Origin of the sequence: Paenibacillus sp. JDR-2, assembly GCF_000023585.1 — a bacterium.
Lineage (GTDB): Bacteria > Bacillota > Bacilli > Paenibacillales > Paenibacillaceae > Pristimantibacillus.
Genome location: NC_012914.1, coordinates 2,498,699 through 2,513,496, shown reverse-complemented (window position 1 = coordinate 2,513,496; position 14,798 = coordinate 2,498,699). Strand labels below are relative to the sequence as shown.

Sequence of the window (14,798 nt, the reverse complement as noted above, 5' to 3'; positions counted from 1 at the left end):
CCTTAAAACCAATTCAATAAAAAAATGGCTTCTTCGATCCATAATGGATCGAAGAAGCCGTTTTTATATTCCTAAAAAGTTACTCAGCAATCGCTTTTGCTTTTTTCTTGCGGTTGAACAATTCGTATACCATCGGTACGAAGATCAGCGTCAGCAGCGTCGAGCTGATCAGACCGCCGATTACGGTGATCGCCATCCCTTTGGAAATCAGACCGCCTGATTCGAAACCAAGTGCCAACGGCAAGAGCGCGCCTACCGTAGCAATTGCAGTCATCAGAATTGGGCGCAGACGAGTTCCTGCTGCTTCCAGCAAGGCTTCGCGAACCGACAATCCCTCTTTTTGTTTATGAATAACCCGGTCGACGAGAACAATCGCGTTCGTTACGACGATACCAATAAGCATCAGCATACCGATCATTGCGGTAACACTGATCGTTTCTCCTGCGATATACAAGCCAACCAGTGCCCCGATAACGGTGAATGGCAGCGAGAACAGGATTGCAAATGGCGTAAGCGCACCGCCAAACGTGATTACGAGAACGAGGTAAACTACAGCGATTGCAGCAAGCATTGCAAGTCCAAGCTGCATAAACGATTCTTGCATATCCTCCGTTACGCCGCCGATTTTGATATCAACGCCGGCAGGCAGTTTCATTTCATCAATCATTTTTTGCAGGTCGCTCGATACGGCCGCAACATTGGACGAGACTACATCTGCCGTTACTTCAGCATTAATACGGTCGTCAAGGCGGGTAATCGTATTCGGCGACTTGCCTTCTTCGATCGTAACCACATCCTTCAGTGCTACCTCAGCACCTGTAACAGGCGACTTAATGGTTACATTCTCAAGATCGGATTTATCTTTGTACGTCTTCGCATCAACCTTAACGTACACGTTCACATCTGCATTATCTTTTTTAATTGTAGTCAGCACCGGATTATCTCGAACCGGGCTAAGCGCCATAGCAACCTGACCAGCAGACAGTCCATATTGGCTCAGCTTCGATTGATCCGCTACAAGACGGTATTGATCATAACGTTCGGCAAGGCTGGAATCGACTTTCTCCAAATCCTTATTGCCTTTCAGCTTCGCCATCAAGTCGTTTACGACTGGATCGAGCGAATCCATATCTGGACCATAGACAACCATGGAGATGGTTGAGCCGCCTACACTGCCGCCACCGCCGAAGTCTTGCTCTTTCCATTCCCCTTTGCCGCCCAGCGTTTGAAGAAGCGGAACTACTTTTTCCTTCTCGTCAGCAAAGTTTTTCATGCCTTCATCGTAAGTCAAGTTGAACAAAGCTTGCTTCGAAGCAGCGGGGCTAAACGGATTAGAACCGCCAACCGCGTATTGCACGATATCGATGCCTTCGCGCTTCATCAATTCCTCTTCAGCCTTCAGAGCCATCGCTTCAACCTGCTCTTTAGTCTCGCCTGGAGCAGGGTTATAAGTCACAATCATGGATTTCTGCTCATCGCCCGGCAGGAAACTCATACCAATAAGCGGTGTAAGACAAATACTGCCTACAAGCAGAACAATCGCAATAATCGATGTAATCCACTTATGATTCAGGGACCAAGTTAACGCGCCTTTGTACCAGTTAGCCAGACGTCCATGCTTGTCATGATCGACAGCTTTGCCGGCTTTGATGCCTTTCTTAAACATCATGTGAGCAAGCATCGGTACAACGGTAATCGCAACAAGCAAGGAAGCAAGCAAAGCGAATACAACCGTCAAAGCAAACGGTGTAAAGATTTCGCCAACCATGCCCGATACGAACGCCATCGGCAGGAATACGGCAATCGTGACGAGAGTAGAAGACATAATCGGAACGAACATCTCGCTTGTAGCTGCCAGAATGAGTTCTTTCCCTTTCAGTACCTCGCCCTTAAGCGCCATTCGCCGGTACACGTTCTCTATAACGACAATCGAGTCGTCAATAACCCGTCCTATCGCTATCGTCATCGCGCCAAGCGTCATAATATTAAGCGTAATATCCATCTGGCTGAGCAAGAGCAGCGCAATCAGAATCGACAACGGAATCGACACGACAGCAATAATCGTGGAACGGATGTCGCGCAGGAAGATCATGATAATAAGTACCGCGAACAAAGCACCAATAACCGCTTTAGTAATCATCGTTTCTACCGATTTCTCAATCGGCTTGCCTTGATCCAGAGTAGTGACAATGGTCAGACCGTCGTTGTTTTCCTGGATCTTCTTGATTGCGTCTTTCACATTGTTAACAACATCTACCGTATTGGCATCAGCTGATTTTACAATGTTAATCCCGATCGAATCTTTTCCGTTCGTACGGGATACGGATTCAGCCTTGCCTTCCACTGTCACTTTCGCCACATCGCTAAGCTTAACGTTCGGCATAAGAACAAGGTTTTTCAAATCTTCTTCCGTAGTCACATTACCATCTACGACAACGGCTTTCTCGGAGTCGCCGAATTCAAAGATGCCGAGTGGAGCTTTCATTGCAGAAGCTTGAATGATGCCTTTAACTGCATCTTCCGTCAAGCCATACTGAGCAAGCTTCGCCTGATCAAATTCGAGTTGCCCCTCTTTCACGTTCTGACCGGAAACCTGCACATCGGCTACACCGCTCACACCTTGCAGCTCCGGCAAAATAGTTCCTTCCACCAATGCGGAGAGCTGTTCCAGACTTTGACTGTCGTCAGCGATGCTGAGCGAGATTACCGGAAAAGCGTTAAGGCTGATACGGGATACGCTCGGATCTTGCGTTCCTTCCGGCAGCTTAATGTCGGCGAGCAGGCTTTTAACCTCGGTTTCCGCCTTTTCCATATTCGTACCGTATTTATATTGAATAATGATCGATGAAGCATTTTCGTAGGAAGTGGAACTTACGCTGTCTACTCCCTCCATATTCCGTGTCCGCTGCTCGATTGGCTTGGTTACTTTCTCCATTACCTCTTCAGGCGCAGCGCCGGGAAGAACCGTTGAGACGCTCACAATCGGAATTGTGATATCCGGCAGCGTCTCCATCTTCATGTTCAGGCCGGAGTACAGGCCCGCGAACAGAACGATAACCGTCATGATCCATAAAGCAAATTTGTTATTCAACGAAAACTTGATAATGCTTTTCAAACCTTCCCACTCCTTCTCTATTATCTGCTCTTACACTTTGAACCGGTATCCGACGCCCCATATCGTCTCGATATATTGCGGGTTCGACGGATCATGTTCGATTTTTTCACGCAGCCTCCGAATGTGAACCGTTACCGTAGCTGCGTCGCCGTTTGAGTCAAGACCCCATATCCGCTCAAACAGCTCCTCCTTCTCAAAAACCCGGTTAGGATGGGAGGCGAGGAGCAGCAGCAGATCGTATTCCTTGGAGGTCAGCATGGCCTCCCGGTCATGAATCGTAACCCTTCTGGAAGTTACATCGATTAAAAGACCCCGGATCCCGATCTGTTCATGGCTCTCGCCACGCTCGGCAGTCAACCGCTCATATCTGGCTAAATGCGCCTTTACCCTTGCCACCAGCTCGCTTGGACTAAACGGCTTCGTCATGTAATCATCCGCGCCAAGACCCAGTCCTCTTATCTTATCGATATCTTCCTTCTTCGCCGTTACCAACAGCACCGGCACATTCTTCGTCTGCCTGATCTGGCGGCAGATTTCGAACCCGTCCAGCTTCGGCAGCATGACATCCAGAATGATCAGATCATAGGAGCCGCCTAATGCCTTCTGCAGCCCGATATCCCCGCGTCCTTCAATCTCGACGGCAAAACCGTGGCTCTCCAGGTAATCCCGCTCCAGCTCGGCAATGGCCTTCTCATCTTCAATGATTAGTATGCTCTTCATGCTCTATCACCACCGTTCTAACCGGCTCCGCTCTGGGCAGAAGGAAGCAGAATCTTGCTCCGCCGCCTGCTACATTTTCCGCCCAGACCGTACCGCCATGCCCTTCGATAATTTGTTTGACGATTGCAAGACCTAGCCCGCTTCCACCCGTCTCGGAGTTCCTGGACTGTTCCGCCCGGTAAAACCGGTCGAAAATATACGGAAGATCTTCCTTTTCGATCCCGGGTCCCGTATCCTCGACTGCAACGAGCACATCGCTTCCTTTCTCCCGAACCGAGACCGTCACCCTCTTGTCCGCGGATTCCGGAAGCTGGCCCATATACTTCTCGCTATTGTTCAAAATATTCGTCAGCACCCGGCCAAGCTTGTCCGGATCGGCCGCAATAAGCAGCTGCACGCCAGGAGGTGCCTCGAAGCTGAGCTGCACGCCCGACTTTTCAAGATCAAACCGCTGCTCCTCCAGATAATGCTCTAAATATTTGACCGAATCGATCGTTTTATAATCAAAGGCTACCTTGTGCAAATCCAGCTTGGAAAACAAAAATAATTCGTCAATCAATTGATCCATGTCGTTAGCCTTGTGATAAATGGTCTCCATATAGCGCTGGCGCTTCTCATCCGTGTTGGCGATGCCGTCCATAATGCCTTCCACGTAGCCTTTAATCGCGGAGATAGGCGTCTTCAAATCATGCGAGATATGGGACAACAGCTGCTTCCGGTTTTCCTCGTACTGCAAGCTTTGATCGATGGACTGCTTGAGTTGAATCCTCATCGCCTCGAAGGCGGCAGCGAGCTGGCCGACTTCCCCTTTGCTCTTGACAACCACCTTTTGCGATAAATCGCCGTCTTTGATCTGCAGGGCAGCCGTCTTCAGCGCATGAACCGGCCGAATGATGCTGCGGGAAACATAATAGGTCAGAATCAGGCTCGACAAGCCGATAAACGCGATAAAGATCAATGTCCCAATAGGCCTCCAAAGCGGCGGTACCACATCATATCGGCGAAGCAGCAGCATCTGACCGTTATGTCCGTCCGGATAGCGAAAAGCGATTTCGTTGATTTGAAACTTGAATGCTCTGAAAGATACCGTATCCGGCGATTCGTCAAACAAACCTTGCCAATCCTCATGCGGGGATAGTTCCTTCAAAAATACCGGAACCTCCGTTACGATTCCGTCCTTCGCCATAATTAGACCCGCCCATTGATCAGCCAGCCTTCGCTGAAGCTTATCCGTATAAGCAGGGGACGAAAGCTTGTCGGTATCATTCTCGAGAACGTATTTCAATTCACCGTAAATAAGGGACTGGTTCGTCTTCTCCTCCTTCTCCACGCGGAAGTATTCCCTCAAATCCTGCATGCCTCCGGCATAAAGCACAAACACGACAAATCCCAAGATCAGGACCATCGGCAGAAAAACCATGGCCAAATACGACATGTACAGCTTCACTCGAATGGACAATCGTACTCACCCTGACTGCGGAAGTTTTGAATCTATCGTTTATCATAACCGTGAATTCTAAACGAACTCGAAAGCATTTCTTACAAAGTTCTTACAAATGGCCCGTCACCGCAGGCAGCGTTACGATAAAGACAGAGCCATGGCCAAGCTCGCTTTCCACAACAACGGAGCCATGATGCATCTCCACGATTTTTTTCACCAGCGACAGCCCAAGCCCGCTTCCCCCAACCTTGCGGCTTCTTGCCTTGTCTGATTTGAAAAAGCGATCAAAAATAAGCTCATGCTGATCGGCGGCAATGCCAATTCCGTTATCCTTGATCCGGAATTCCACCTGGTTCCCTTTTTGCCTTAATGTAACATCGATCTGACCGTCTTCCGGCGTAAACTTGATGCTGTTGCTGATTAGATTAATCCAGACCTGACTAAGCAGATCTTCATCGGCTTCCACGTAAACATCGTCCAGATCCGCATTAAGTTCAATGGATTTCCCCGTCCATTGCGGTTCACATGAAAGAATAAGCGTTCCGAGCTGTCGGTCCAGCCGGTAACGCTTGGGTTCGAAGGGATGCTTCTCCGAATCAAGCGAAGCAAGCCGGAGCAGATTCTCGCTAAGCTTGGACAGCCTGGAGCTTTCACCTTCGATAATACGTAAATATTTCATCCTGGTGTCAGAATCAATCGACTGATTCTGCAGCGCACGCGCAAAACCGCTGATGGAGGTAAGCGGTGTCTGGATTTCATGCGATACGTCAGAAATGAACTCCTGCCGAAGCTCCTCCAGCTTCTCGAGACCGTCCGCCATCAGGTTAATCTCGTCAAGAATCTCCATGTATCTACGATCCATCTTGCCAAAGTTTAGACGCACCTTGAAATCGCCTTGCGCAATCCGTCTAAGCGTGTCTCTCATCGAATTCGTAAATTCCTTCTGTCTTTTGTGAAAAAACAAAAAGCCAATCAACTGGATTACAAGCCCCATTAAAAAGAAACCGCCCAGCAGATTCAACAATTGAGCAACATAATGATGAGGAGTCCAATCGATATGGTTATATAACCAATGGCTAAAAAAATAAACGGCAGTCCAGCATGCCGTAACAAATGAAAGCATGAGGCTGAATTGGCCAATCTTTACGATAACTTTAAGTACAAGCTTCAGCTTATCTCTCATATTTTACACTTGTACCTCCAGACGGTAGCCTAACCCTCTGATTGTACTGATCCGGAACGTATGCTGCGACTCCGGGAATCTTTCCCGCAGCCGATTGATATGAACATCAAGCGTCCGTTCGTTACCCTCGAAGTCATATCCCCATATTTCTTCAATCAGCTGTCCTCGCGAGAACGATTGCCCCGGATAGCTGGCCAGCTTGAACAGCAGCTCGAATTCCTTGAGCGGAAGCGTCATGCTCTGTCCATTGACCTGAACGACATAGGTCTTCCGATCAAGAATAAGATCCCCCGCTTGAACCGTCTGCGAAGACGCGATCCGGTAACGCTTAAGCAGCGCCTTCACCCGCGCGATCAACTCCAGCGGCTCAAACGGCTTAACCAGATAATCATCGGCGCCAAGCTCAAAGCCCTTCAGCTTCTGGGCCGTTTCCCCTTTGGCCGTCAGCATAAGCCGCGGCAGATCATAATGATCGCGAATCTCGGCGCATAACTCCCAACCGTCCATGTTGGGCATCATCACATCCATGATGACGAGATCCGCTTTGGCAGAATCCAATATCGTCAACGCCTCTACCCCGTCACTGGCTTCCAGCACCTCAAATCCTTCAACCTTCAAGTAATGGCTGATTAACTCCCGAATATGCAAATCGTCGTCAACGACCAGTATACAAGCCATGCTCATTCTCCCTTTCTTTATGAGATTTTCTCTAGACGTAATTGCTGGTTGGCAAATTCACGATACAGCTCATGGGATTGCAGCAGCTGCTCATGCGTGCCTCTTCCCGTAATCGTTCCCTTCTCGACAAATAAAATCTGATCGGCATCTACTACCGTTGACAAACGATGCGCAATAACCAGCGTTGTACGTCCAACCATCAGATTGTCGAGAGCCCTCTGCACGACAATCTCCGATTTGCTGTCCAAGCTTGAAGTGGCCTCATCCAACATCAGAATTTGAGGATCGCGCAGGATTGCCCTTGCGATTGCAATCCGCTGGCGCTGCCCGCCGGACAGCTTAATGCCTCGCTCGCCAACCTGCGTCTCATACCGGCCCGGAAGCTCATCAATAAAGACGTCCGCATACGCCATTTTCGTAGCCAGCTTCATTTCATCATCGGTTATTGTCCTGCCCGTGCCATAAGTCAGATTATCCCGGATCGTCCCGGCAATAATCGGACTTTCCTGCGATACATAGCCAATCTTGCTGCGCCAATCATGCAGGGAAAGAGCAAAGATATCTTCCTGCCCAATACGGACCGTTCCTTGCTGCGGTTGATAAAACCGTTCAAGAAGCGAGAACAGGGTTGTTTTCCCGCCGCCGCTTGGGCCAACAATCGCCGTCACCGTACCCGGCTGAAGCGTAAAATCAATATGACGGAGAACATCATCCTGCTCGCCATAAGCAAACGTGACATCATCGACCACAATTGGCTGCCTTGCATCAAGCAAGGGGCGTCCTTGGCGCAAAGGCTCTTCATCCGAATGCAGGGTAGAGATAATACGCTCCGTCGCCCCGATTGCCTTCTGCATTTGCGTGAAAAATTGCGAAATCTGGTTAATCGGGAACACGATCTGGATCAAATATAGAATAAAAGCGACCAAATCGCCGGCCGACAGCTCCCCTGACGATACGCGCATTCCGCCGTAAGCGATAATCAGAACAAGCATCCCCATCATGACCAGGCCGATAATCGGGAAAATAACCGCCTGCAGCTTCCCTTCCCGAATGCCGAGACCAAGCAGTTTCACAATGGAACGCTTGCCGTTGTTATATTCATAGTCTTCTGCATTTGATGCTTTTACTAATCGGATTTCCGACAACGCTTGATCAAGCACCGTCGTAAAGGCCGCCGTCTCATCCTGAAGCTCTCTTGAAATTTTCGTCATCTTCCGGCCTACAGGAATAAATATCAGCATCGCAACCGGCACGGCGGTCAGCATTAGCAGCGTCATTTTCCAATCCAGGAACAGAAGGATCGATACCGCGCCAATGATAGAAATCAATCCGTTAAAAAATCCGGTCAAATGCTCCGTAATCAATCCTTTGACGATCCCAGTATCATTGATTACCCGGCTTACCGTATCCCCTGTCCGGTGCTTATCGAAATAAGGCACGGTTAATACCAGCAGCTTCTTCCATAACCGGTCGCGCAGGCTTGCAACAACGTTTTGACCGACGCGGTTCAGCAAATAGATGGATACCCCGGAAGCCGCGGCCTGCCCAAGAAAAGCCAAGCATAGCCCAATAATCTGCATAGTACTTATATCGGTAATGGAAAAGCTGTCCACTACATTTTTCGTTAATAACGGTACCGCCAGCCCAACAACGGTAGATATGACGCTTAATCCTATCGCAATGCCGAGCAGCCATTTCGAAGGTTTGGTGTCCATCATCAGCTTCAGAAACGGACGCCAATTCCCTCCGCCTTTGCGCCTCTTCTCTTCTTGTCTCATTGGTTTCATTCCTCTCCTGCCAACATTCTAGTCATTCTGAAGAATACTACGTCATTGTAAACCCAATTTAAACGAAAAAGCGCCAGAGCAGCAATTGCTCTGGCGGGTTGCATTCTTGTTATATAAGCTTGTCTTATTGGGAAAGGCGAAGAGCCAGGTTGTACATTTCCATATTAAACGGCTTCTTGGTGTGAACGACTTTATCAATATCCGTCGTCACCAGCTCGCCGCGGACAATACCGCAGGCTTTGCCGGACTCGCCTTCCATCAGCTGATGAACGGCAAAGTCGCCCAGACGGCTTGCCAGAATCCGGTCCATGGCCGTTGGCGTGCCGCCGCGTTGAATGTGACCAAGAACCGTTACGCGAGGCTCCAGTCCGCAGCCCTTCGTAATTTCTCTCGCCACGTCTTCACCGCGTCCCGCGCCTTCGGCAACAACAACGATACTATGGCGTTTGCCTTTGGCAAAGTTGCTCTTCATGCGCTCGGACACTTCAGCCATGTCGATTGGCACTTCAGGAACGATAATCGTTTCCGCGCCGCTCGCAAGACCCGCATACAAAGCGATATCTCCGCAGTGGCGTCCCATAACTTCCACGACCGACGAACGTTCATGCGAAGACATGGTGTCACGGATTTTGTTGATTGCGTCGACTACAATGCTGACAGCCGTATCGAAGCCGATCGTAAAGTCCGTAAACGGAATATCATTGTCGATCGTGCCAGGCAGACCCATTGTCTTAATGCCAAGCTTGCTCAATTTGTTAGCGCCTTGATAAGAACCGTCGCCGCCAATAACAACTAGACCATCGATACCGCGCTCACGCAGTACTTCAGCGCCGCGCTGTTGACCTTCAAGCGTCGTAAACTCTTTACAACGCGCCGTTTGAAGTATGGTGCCGCCGCGTTGAATAATATCGCCTACGCTGCGGAGATCCATTTTGAAAAGGTCATCATTGATCAGACCTTGATAGCCGCGTTGAACGCCATATACATCGAGACCATTATACAGAGCGCTCCGGACAACGGCGCGAACCGCCGCGTTCATGCCTTGAGAGTCGCCTCCGCTCGTTAATACAGCAATAGATTTTACAGATGACATAATCATTCCTCCAAGTAATAGTATCTAAACCTGTTGTCTTCGAATCCAAATGCTGTTGACCCAAAAAAACAGGCGGGTAAGCGGGCTGTTCTTCATCAGCTTGCGGGATGCGGCCAGCACATCCGATTGGGTTCGGACCTTGGGATCGGATAGGTAGAGGGCTAACAGCCCTTCGATAATAAGCCGGTGAAAGCCGGCTGCCGGGAGCTTTTTCACATCATCCCTAGCCCTATTGACAATCGTGACAATCCGTTCGACAAGCTGCTGCTGACTGTCATAATAATGACAGAAATTCAAATCGCCGCCGGCACGGTCTTCTTCCTGATCGATCAAATAATCGAGCATAATATGAAGGCCGCACACATGCGGAAAATATATATTTTTAATTGCTTCCGCGTCTTCCGGACGTAACGTCTTGTCGCTCGCCGCAGTAAACAGCATAAACATGCCAAGCGTCGAGCCCGTCGCGGCTGCAAATTCATTCCAATATAATCCGGGATACCTGTCTGCATACGGCTCCCACCAAGTGAGCAGACTCTCCTCGCGCAGGTCCTTGCGGATGTGCTTATACACCTGAAGATCGGTATACAGGCCAACAAGCTCCGTAACGTACGGCTGTGCCGCAGCATACGAAGGCAGCATTGAAACACAGTGTTGACATAAATTTACCAAATGATGCAAATAACCGCCGTCGTTCCGCTCCTGCCGCAAAGCGTAGTAATCCTTCACCACTGCTGACGGGTCGACCGCATCCAGCATGGATTGATGGAGCAAACGGAAATCATCCGGGTCCAGCGAAGTACTGCGGTCGCATAGATTGTCCAGATAATCGCTGATCGTCTGCAGCGCCACAATTAGCGGGATAAGAACATACCGCTCGTCCAAATTCATAGAGGCGTAAATCGCTCCGCCCTGGCAATGAAACTTCTTGCTGTCCATGCTTTGAAGGGCCTGCAGCCGAAGCTCGGGATCCGGGATCTGCTCGGCCAGCCTGCGCAGCTTGCGCAGCTCGATATTCACTTCAGGCAATATGTATTTATAGACGCGGTGCATGAGCTTTAACGGGCGTTCGGGTACCCGATTGCCGGACAAAGTCATTACTCTCACAACGCACCCCCTTCTAAGACAGCCTTACGTATGCCGGCGGGAATCCAGCTCCTGATTCGTGCGGTACCAGATATGCAAGTCATTAATCCGGCTTGCGTATTCGGCAATCTCCGCATTCAAACGGCAAGACTCTTCGAAATTTTCTTCCTCGTACAATTGATTTTGCATACGGTTAATAACTCTTTCAAATTCCATAACCCGATCCGGTATTGTTCCCCTAATGAGCTCCCACCGTTCCACGATGTCCGACTGCTCTGCGGAGGAATAATGTCCCCAGTCCGCTTCAAGCACCGGCAATGCGATCAAGAGCCGCTCATTCCACTCAAATCGATACAACAACATGCGTGAACCTCCAGACAATAATGTACCATTTCGACAAGCAATAATCCAGCCTATCATGTATACTGTTAAACAATGTTGTTTGATAAGCACATGCTTACGAAGCAAGAATTATCGCGAAGAACGCGCGCTAATTCTTTTCAGGAGGAAAACATATGGATCACTCAGACAGCGCGGCGCCTTCCGCAGCTACGGTCAAACGGGATACGCTTTCGCTCAGAGCCTTCAGCTTTGCCATGTACTCCACGCAGGCTCTGCTCATTTCTTACATCCCCTTATATTTTATGGATCAGGGGTTCTCGGCGCATCAGATTGGCATTATTTATTCAACAGGTCCTTTTATCTCTATCTTTGCGAATCTGCTGCTAGGCATGGCAAGCGACAGGTTCCGGACCATCAAGAAGCTGCTTACTATTCTGTTGTTTGGTCAGCTGGTTATGATCTCTCTCTTGTTCCCGGTACATCACTTTGCCCTGATCTGTCTCGTAATGACGGCCTTTTATTTCTTCCAGACACCAATGAACCCGCTTAGCGACAGCCTGATTCTGCTCGCCAGCCAGCATATCAAGACACCGTATGCGCTAATCCGCATATTTGGCTCGCTTGGTTTTGCCATATCAGCCTACCTGTTTGGTTTGATCCTGAAAGGCATTGGCACGGAATGGACCTTGCCAATCGGTTTGGGTACGATAACCATCACGATCATTTTGTCGTTCTTCCTCAAGGATTACCATGGCAGTACCCGCAAAATCGATTTTTCAGGGTTCTTCAAATTGCTTCGCAAGCCCGAAATCTTATTTTTCTTCTTCATTATATTGCTTGTCTCGATCAGCCACCGGATGAACGAAAGCTTCCTGGCCGTTGCCCTTCGGGAGATGGGCGCTTCGGATTCCCAGGTCGGACTGGCCTGGCTGTTCTCCGCGATCAGCGAAATTCCGGTATTGTTCCTGATGGGGAAATACGGACATAAATTCAAAGAGCTGCCGCTGCTCGTATTTGCCTGCCTGATGTATATGCTCCGGTTCTGGCTCGCTTCCGTGTTTGACGATCCCCGTTTTGTGCTTAGTACGCAGCTTATGCACAGCGTCAGCTTCGGCATCTATTTTTCAACGGCGCTCCGTTACTTGTCGCAGCTTATCCCGGATGAATACCGTTCCTCCGGCCAAGCCGTGTACGCGGTTGTATGGTCAGGGCTCGCCGGACTTATCAGCGGTACGGTCGGAGGTTATTTCTTCGAGCATTTTGGACGGAGCAGCTTTTATCAGTTGGGAGCCTTGCTTGCTCTGATCTCGGCGATCCTGTTTTTCTGCCAGCATGTATTTGGACGAAATAACTCTTAAACAAACAAAAAAGAGAGATCCTCTCAAACGAGAAGGATCTCTCTTGCTCTCTTGCGTGCTTATAAGGGGTTGATCTTATAATTTAATGACGTTGGACGCCTGTGCACCGCGATTGCCTTGTGTAATTTCGAATTCTACCGACTGACCTTCTTCCAGCGCCTTGAAGCCGTCGCCTTGAATAGAGGAATAATGGACAAACACGTCTTCGCCATTTTCTACCGAGATAAAACCGTAGCCTTTCTCAGCGTTAAACCATTTAACTGTTCCCTTCAACTTTCACTACCTCCTAAAATAACCGCCGCTTGAAACGACGAGTAACATCATTATATCTGCCTAATTTGGAAAAATCAACAAATTGTAATTCGAAGGAATTGACTGGAGCCCGGAATAAAAGGAAGCCCCGATGTAAGCAGCTCCGGCTCCCCGCCATTTGCCCTAACGGCAGCCAGCAGTTCTTCCATCCGTTCGTACGGCTTCCAGCCCAAGGAATACAGCGGATAAACTCTTACCTCACCGCCCGGTTTGCATACCCGCATCAATTCCAACAGGGATTGCTTGTGGAATTCAAAGCCAAATTGTTCGGCATATAGAAAAAGGAAATGACTGCATAATACCAGCGAAAAAGCATGGTCTTCAAACGGAAGCTCCGGCAAGGATCCGGCTGCATAACGGCTGCGCCCTTCGGCTGATTGCAAATGCAAGCGAAACCTCTCAAGCGATTGTATACGCCCTTCGCGATGCTGCTCCAGGCTGCCGTAATAGCTCCAATCGAAATGCTCCCTCAGCTTATCAAGCTTTGCCGTAGAGGTCTCGATCTCGGCTGCCGCTTCCTCAAGCCACGCGCCTGTGTCCTGCGCATAACGGGGATCCGCTGCGGTCGCATCATATCCGCGGCTTCCTGCATCCGCGGTGAACGAGGATCCGCCACCGGCGACATCCAGCACTTTACCTTTCGCAAGCTCACTCTCCGTTAACTCAAACATTCTCGCATACTCATCAAAACCCCGGCATGTCATAGCCACGCCAACCTGCTCGTAAACCTGCTTACTCATCTCAAACACGCTCCTCATCTCGGCTCTTCTCGTCTCATTATTCCGCCTGCTTGCAGAATAGCCTAATTCTACCATCCGTTATTATTGATTTCCACCCCTAAATTTGGCTATGATGAACAGTATATCTAGGTTAGGAAAGGTGGACTTACAACTATGTTTAAAAAACATGAGATTTTTAAAACCGATAAATACAATATGCTTACCGTGGAGGTTCAAGGAAAAACCTTGATCGTTCGCGAAATCTCCGATCAATGGGGCGAAGAAACCCATACCTTCGTCAGCCGTCCCGAAATGATGCATTGGGCGGAAAACCGGTTTAAGCCGGAGCAATTCGCCGGACGCGAAGAAGAACGGGAAAATATTCTGAAAGCGCTGAAAGAGGTATAACCCGGCAGGAAATATTAACCTGTACGGCGAACACATATCGTTACAACACGGTGCATAGACAATAGACTAGCGCATGCTTTCGAAGCAGAATTGCTTCGCAATTCTTAAGTTTATGCTTTCGAAGCAGAATTGCTTCGCAATTCTTAAGTTTATGCTTTCGAAGCAGAATTGCTTCGCAATTCTTAAGTCTATGCTTTCGAAGCAGAATTGCTTCGCAATTCTTTTAGGAGGAACAAATGGGCTCCGTAAACGCAATTTTTATCATTTCCGCCTTCGTGCTTGGCGGCCTAGTTATTCTTAAGCGCGATTCCATGGCACCGCACCTTCGCAGATGGATGGCAATCGCATCTATCGTTTTAATCGCATTCGCCTTTTTCCTCATCGTGTACAGCTTCTTTACACTGGGAACTTAGGACATGATTGGAAGCATCACCGGACATACTAGGACAAACTGTGTTCCTGAGGTGATCTTCCGCGAATGAAATGGCTGCCTGTCGTATTAGCGTTATGCCTTGCTCCCGGTTCGGCTTCCGCCGACGCCGGCAAGCAGGCTGCG

General features: G+C 49.2%; 14 protein-coding genes. 3 read left to right on the top strand and 11 right to left on the bottom strand.

Features of this window, described 5'->3' with window-relative positions:
* Positions 1 to 79: 79 nt before the first annotated feature.
* The 9 genes from PJDR2_RS10870 to PJDR2_RS10830 form a co-directional block, all read right to left on the bottom strand.
* Positions 80 to 3,115: an efflux RND transporter permease subunit gene (locus PJDR2_RS10870; protein ID WP_015843731.1), complete on the bottom strand. Its 3,036-nt coding sequence runs from the start codon at positions 3,113 to 3,115 to the stop codon at positions 80 to 82.
* A 30-nt stretch (positions 3,116 to 3,145) separates the two neighbouring features.
* Positions 3,146 to 3,835 carry a response regulator transcription factor gene (locus PJDR2_RS10865; protein ID WP_015843730.1) on the bottom strand — a complete coding sequence of 230 codons (690 nt, stop codon included), beginning with the start codon at positions 3,833 to 3,835 and terminating at the stop codon, positions 3,146 to 3,148.
* Entirely contained in the window at positions 3,813 to 5,294 is a 1,482-nt protein-coding gene (locus PJDR2_RS10860) for a sensor histidine kinase (protein WP_049790042.1), read from the bottom strand. The genes PJDR2_RS10865 and PJDR2_RS10860 overlap by 23 nt, the downstream gene beginning before the upstream one ends.
* A gap of 91 nt (positions 5,295 to 5,385) precedes the next feature.
* Positions 5,386 to 6,459, bottom strand: a complete 1,074-nt coding sequence (locus PJDR2_RS10855) for a sensor histidine kinase (RefSeq protein ID WP_015843728.1) — start codon at positions 6,457 to 6,459, stop codon at positions 5,386 to 5,388.
* A gap of 3 nt (positions 6,460 to 6,462) precedes the next feature.
* Positions 6,463 to 7,137: a response regulator transcription factor gene (locus PJDR2_RS10850; protein ID WP_015843727.1), complete on the bottom strand. Its 675-nt coding sequence runs from the start codon at positions 7,135 to 7,137 to the stop codon at positions 6,463 to 6,465.
* 17 nt (positions 7,138 to 7,154) lie between these two features.
* On the bottom strand, positions 7,155 to 8,915 hold the full coding sequence (locus PJDR2_RS10845; protein ID WP_015843726.1) for an ABC transporter ATP-binding protein: 1,761 nt from the start codon (positions 8,913 to 8,915) through the stop codon (positions 7,155 to 7,157).
* A gap of 133 nt (positions 8,916 to 9,048) precedes the next feature.
* Entirely contained in the window at positions 9,049 to 10,017 is a 969-nt protein-coding gene (gene pfkA, locus PJDR2_RS10840) for a 6-phosphofructokinase (RefSeq protein WP_015843725.1), read from the bottom strand.
* A gap of 24 nt (positions 10,018 to 10,041) precedes the next feature.
* Positions 10,042 to 11,115: a tetraprenyl-beta-curcumene synthase family protein gene (locus PJDR2_RS10835; RefSeq protein ID WP_041613409.1), complete on the bottom strand. Its 1,074-nt coding sequence runs from the start codon at positions 11,113 to 11,115 to the stop codon at positions 10,042 to 10,044.
* Positions 11,116 to 11,148: 33 nt separating this feature from the next.
* Complete coding sequence (locus PJDR2_RS10830) at positions 11,149 to 11,466, bottom strand: hypothetical protein (RefSeq protein ID WP_015843723.1); 318 nt, start codon at positions 11,464 to 11,466, stop codon at positions 11,149 to 11,151.
* 152 nt (positions 11,467 to 11,618) lie between these two features.
* Between PJDR2_RS10830 and PJDR2_RS10825 the strand changes: the two genes are divergently transcribed.
* Positions 11,619 to 12,803, top strand: coding sequence for an MFS transporter (locus tag PJDR2_RS10825; protein ID WP_015843722.1), 1,185 nt, complete (start codon positions 11,619 to 11,621; stop codon positions 12,801 to 12,803).
* Between the two features lie 75 nt (positions 12,804 to 12,878).
* Here the strand turns inward: PJDR2_RS10825 and PJDR2_RS10820 are convergent, their stop codons facing one another.
* Both PJDR2_RS10820 and PJDR2_RS10815 read right to left on the bottom strand, forming a co-directional pair.
* Positions 12,879 to 13,076 (bottom strand): cold-shock protein, encoded by a 198-nt coding sequence (locus tag PJDR2_RS10820; RefSeq protein WP_015843721.1) that lies wholly within the window; start codon positions 13,074 to 13,076, stop codon positions 12,879 to 12,881.
* A 74-nt stretch (positions 13,077 to 13,150) separates the two neighbouring features.
* A complete protein-coding gene (locus PJDR2_RS10815; protein ID WP_015843720.1) occupies positions 13,151 to 13,855 on the bottom strand; it encodes a class I SAM-dependent methyltransferase in 705 nt (234 codons plus the stop codon).
* Between the two features lie 153 nt (positions 13,856 to 14,008).
* Between PJDR2_RS10815 and PJDR2_RS10810 the strand changes: the two genes are divergently transcribed.
* A complete protein-coding gene (locus tag PJDR2_RS10810; RefSeq protein WP_015843719.1) occupies positions 14,009 to 14,242 on the top strand; it encodes a hypothetical protein in 234 nt (77 codons plus the stop codon).
* A gap of 236 nt (positions 14,243 to 14,478) precedes the next feature.
* The gene (locus PJDR2_RS33130) at positions 14,479 to 14,655 is read left to right on the top strand and encodes a hypothetical protein (RefSeq protein ID WP_015843718.1); all 177 of its coding nucleotides are present in this window, start codon (positions 14,479 to 14,481) and stop codon (positions 14,653 to 14,655) included.
* Positions 14,656 to 14,798 lie beyond the last annotated feature (143 nt).

Bases quoted from the DNA above. Each gene is read 5' to 3' on its own strand.
- pfkA (WP_015843725.1), bottom strand. From the start codon at position 10,017: ATGTCATCTGTAAAATCTATTGCTGTATTAACGAGCGGAGGCGACTCT.
- PJDR2_RS10825 (WP_015843722.1), top strand. From the start codon at position 11,619: ATGGATCACTCAGACAGCGCGGCGCCTTCCGCAGCTACGGTCAAACGG.
- PJDR2_RS10865 (WP_015843730.1), bottom strand. From the start codon at position 3,835: ATGAAGAGCATACTAATCATTGAAGATGAGAAGGCCATTGCCGAGCTG.
- PJDR2_RS10850 (WP_015843727.1), bottom strand. From the start codon at position 7,137: ATGGCTTGTATACTGGTCGTTGACGACGATTTGCATATTCGGGAGTTA.
- PJDR2_RS10815 (WP_015843720.1), bottom strand. From the start codon at position 13,855: ATGAGTAAGCAGGTTTACGAGCAGGTTGGCGTGGCTATGACATGCCGG.
- PJDR2_RS33130 (WP_015843718.1), top strand. From the start codon at position 14,479: ATGGGCTCCGTAAACGCAATTTTTATCATTTCCGCCTTCGTGCTTGGC.
- PJDR2_RS10835 (WP_041613409.1), bottom strand. From the start codon at position 11,115: ATGACTTTGTCCGGCAATCGGGTACCCGAACGCCCGTTAAAGCTCATG.
- PJDR2_RS10810 (WP_015843719.1), top strand. From the start codon at position 14,009: ATGTTTAAAAAACATGAGATTTTTAAAACCGATAAATACAATATGCTT.
- PJDR2_RS10845 (WP_015843726.1), bottom strand. From the start codon at position 8,915: ATGAGACAAGAAGAGAAGAGGCGCAAAGGCGGAGGGAATTGGCGTCCG.
- PJDR2_RS10855 (WP_015843728.1), bottom strand. From the start codon at position 6,459: ATGAGAGATAAGCTGAAGCTTGTACTTAAAGTTATCGTAAAGATTGGC.
- PJDR2_RS10830 (WP_015843723.1), bottom strand. From the start codon at position 11,466: ATGTTGTTGTATCGATTTGAGTGGAATGAGCGGCTCTTGATCGCATTG.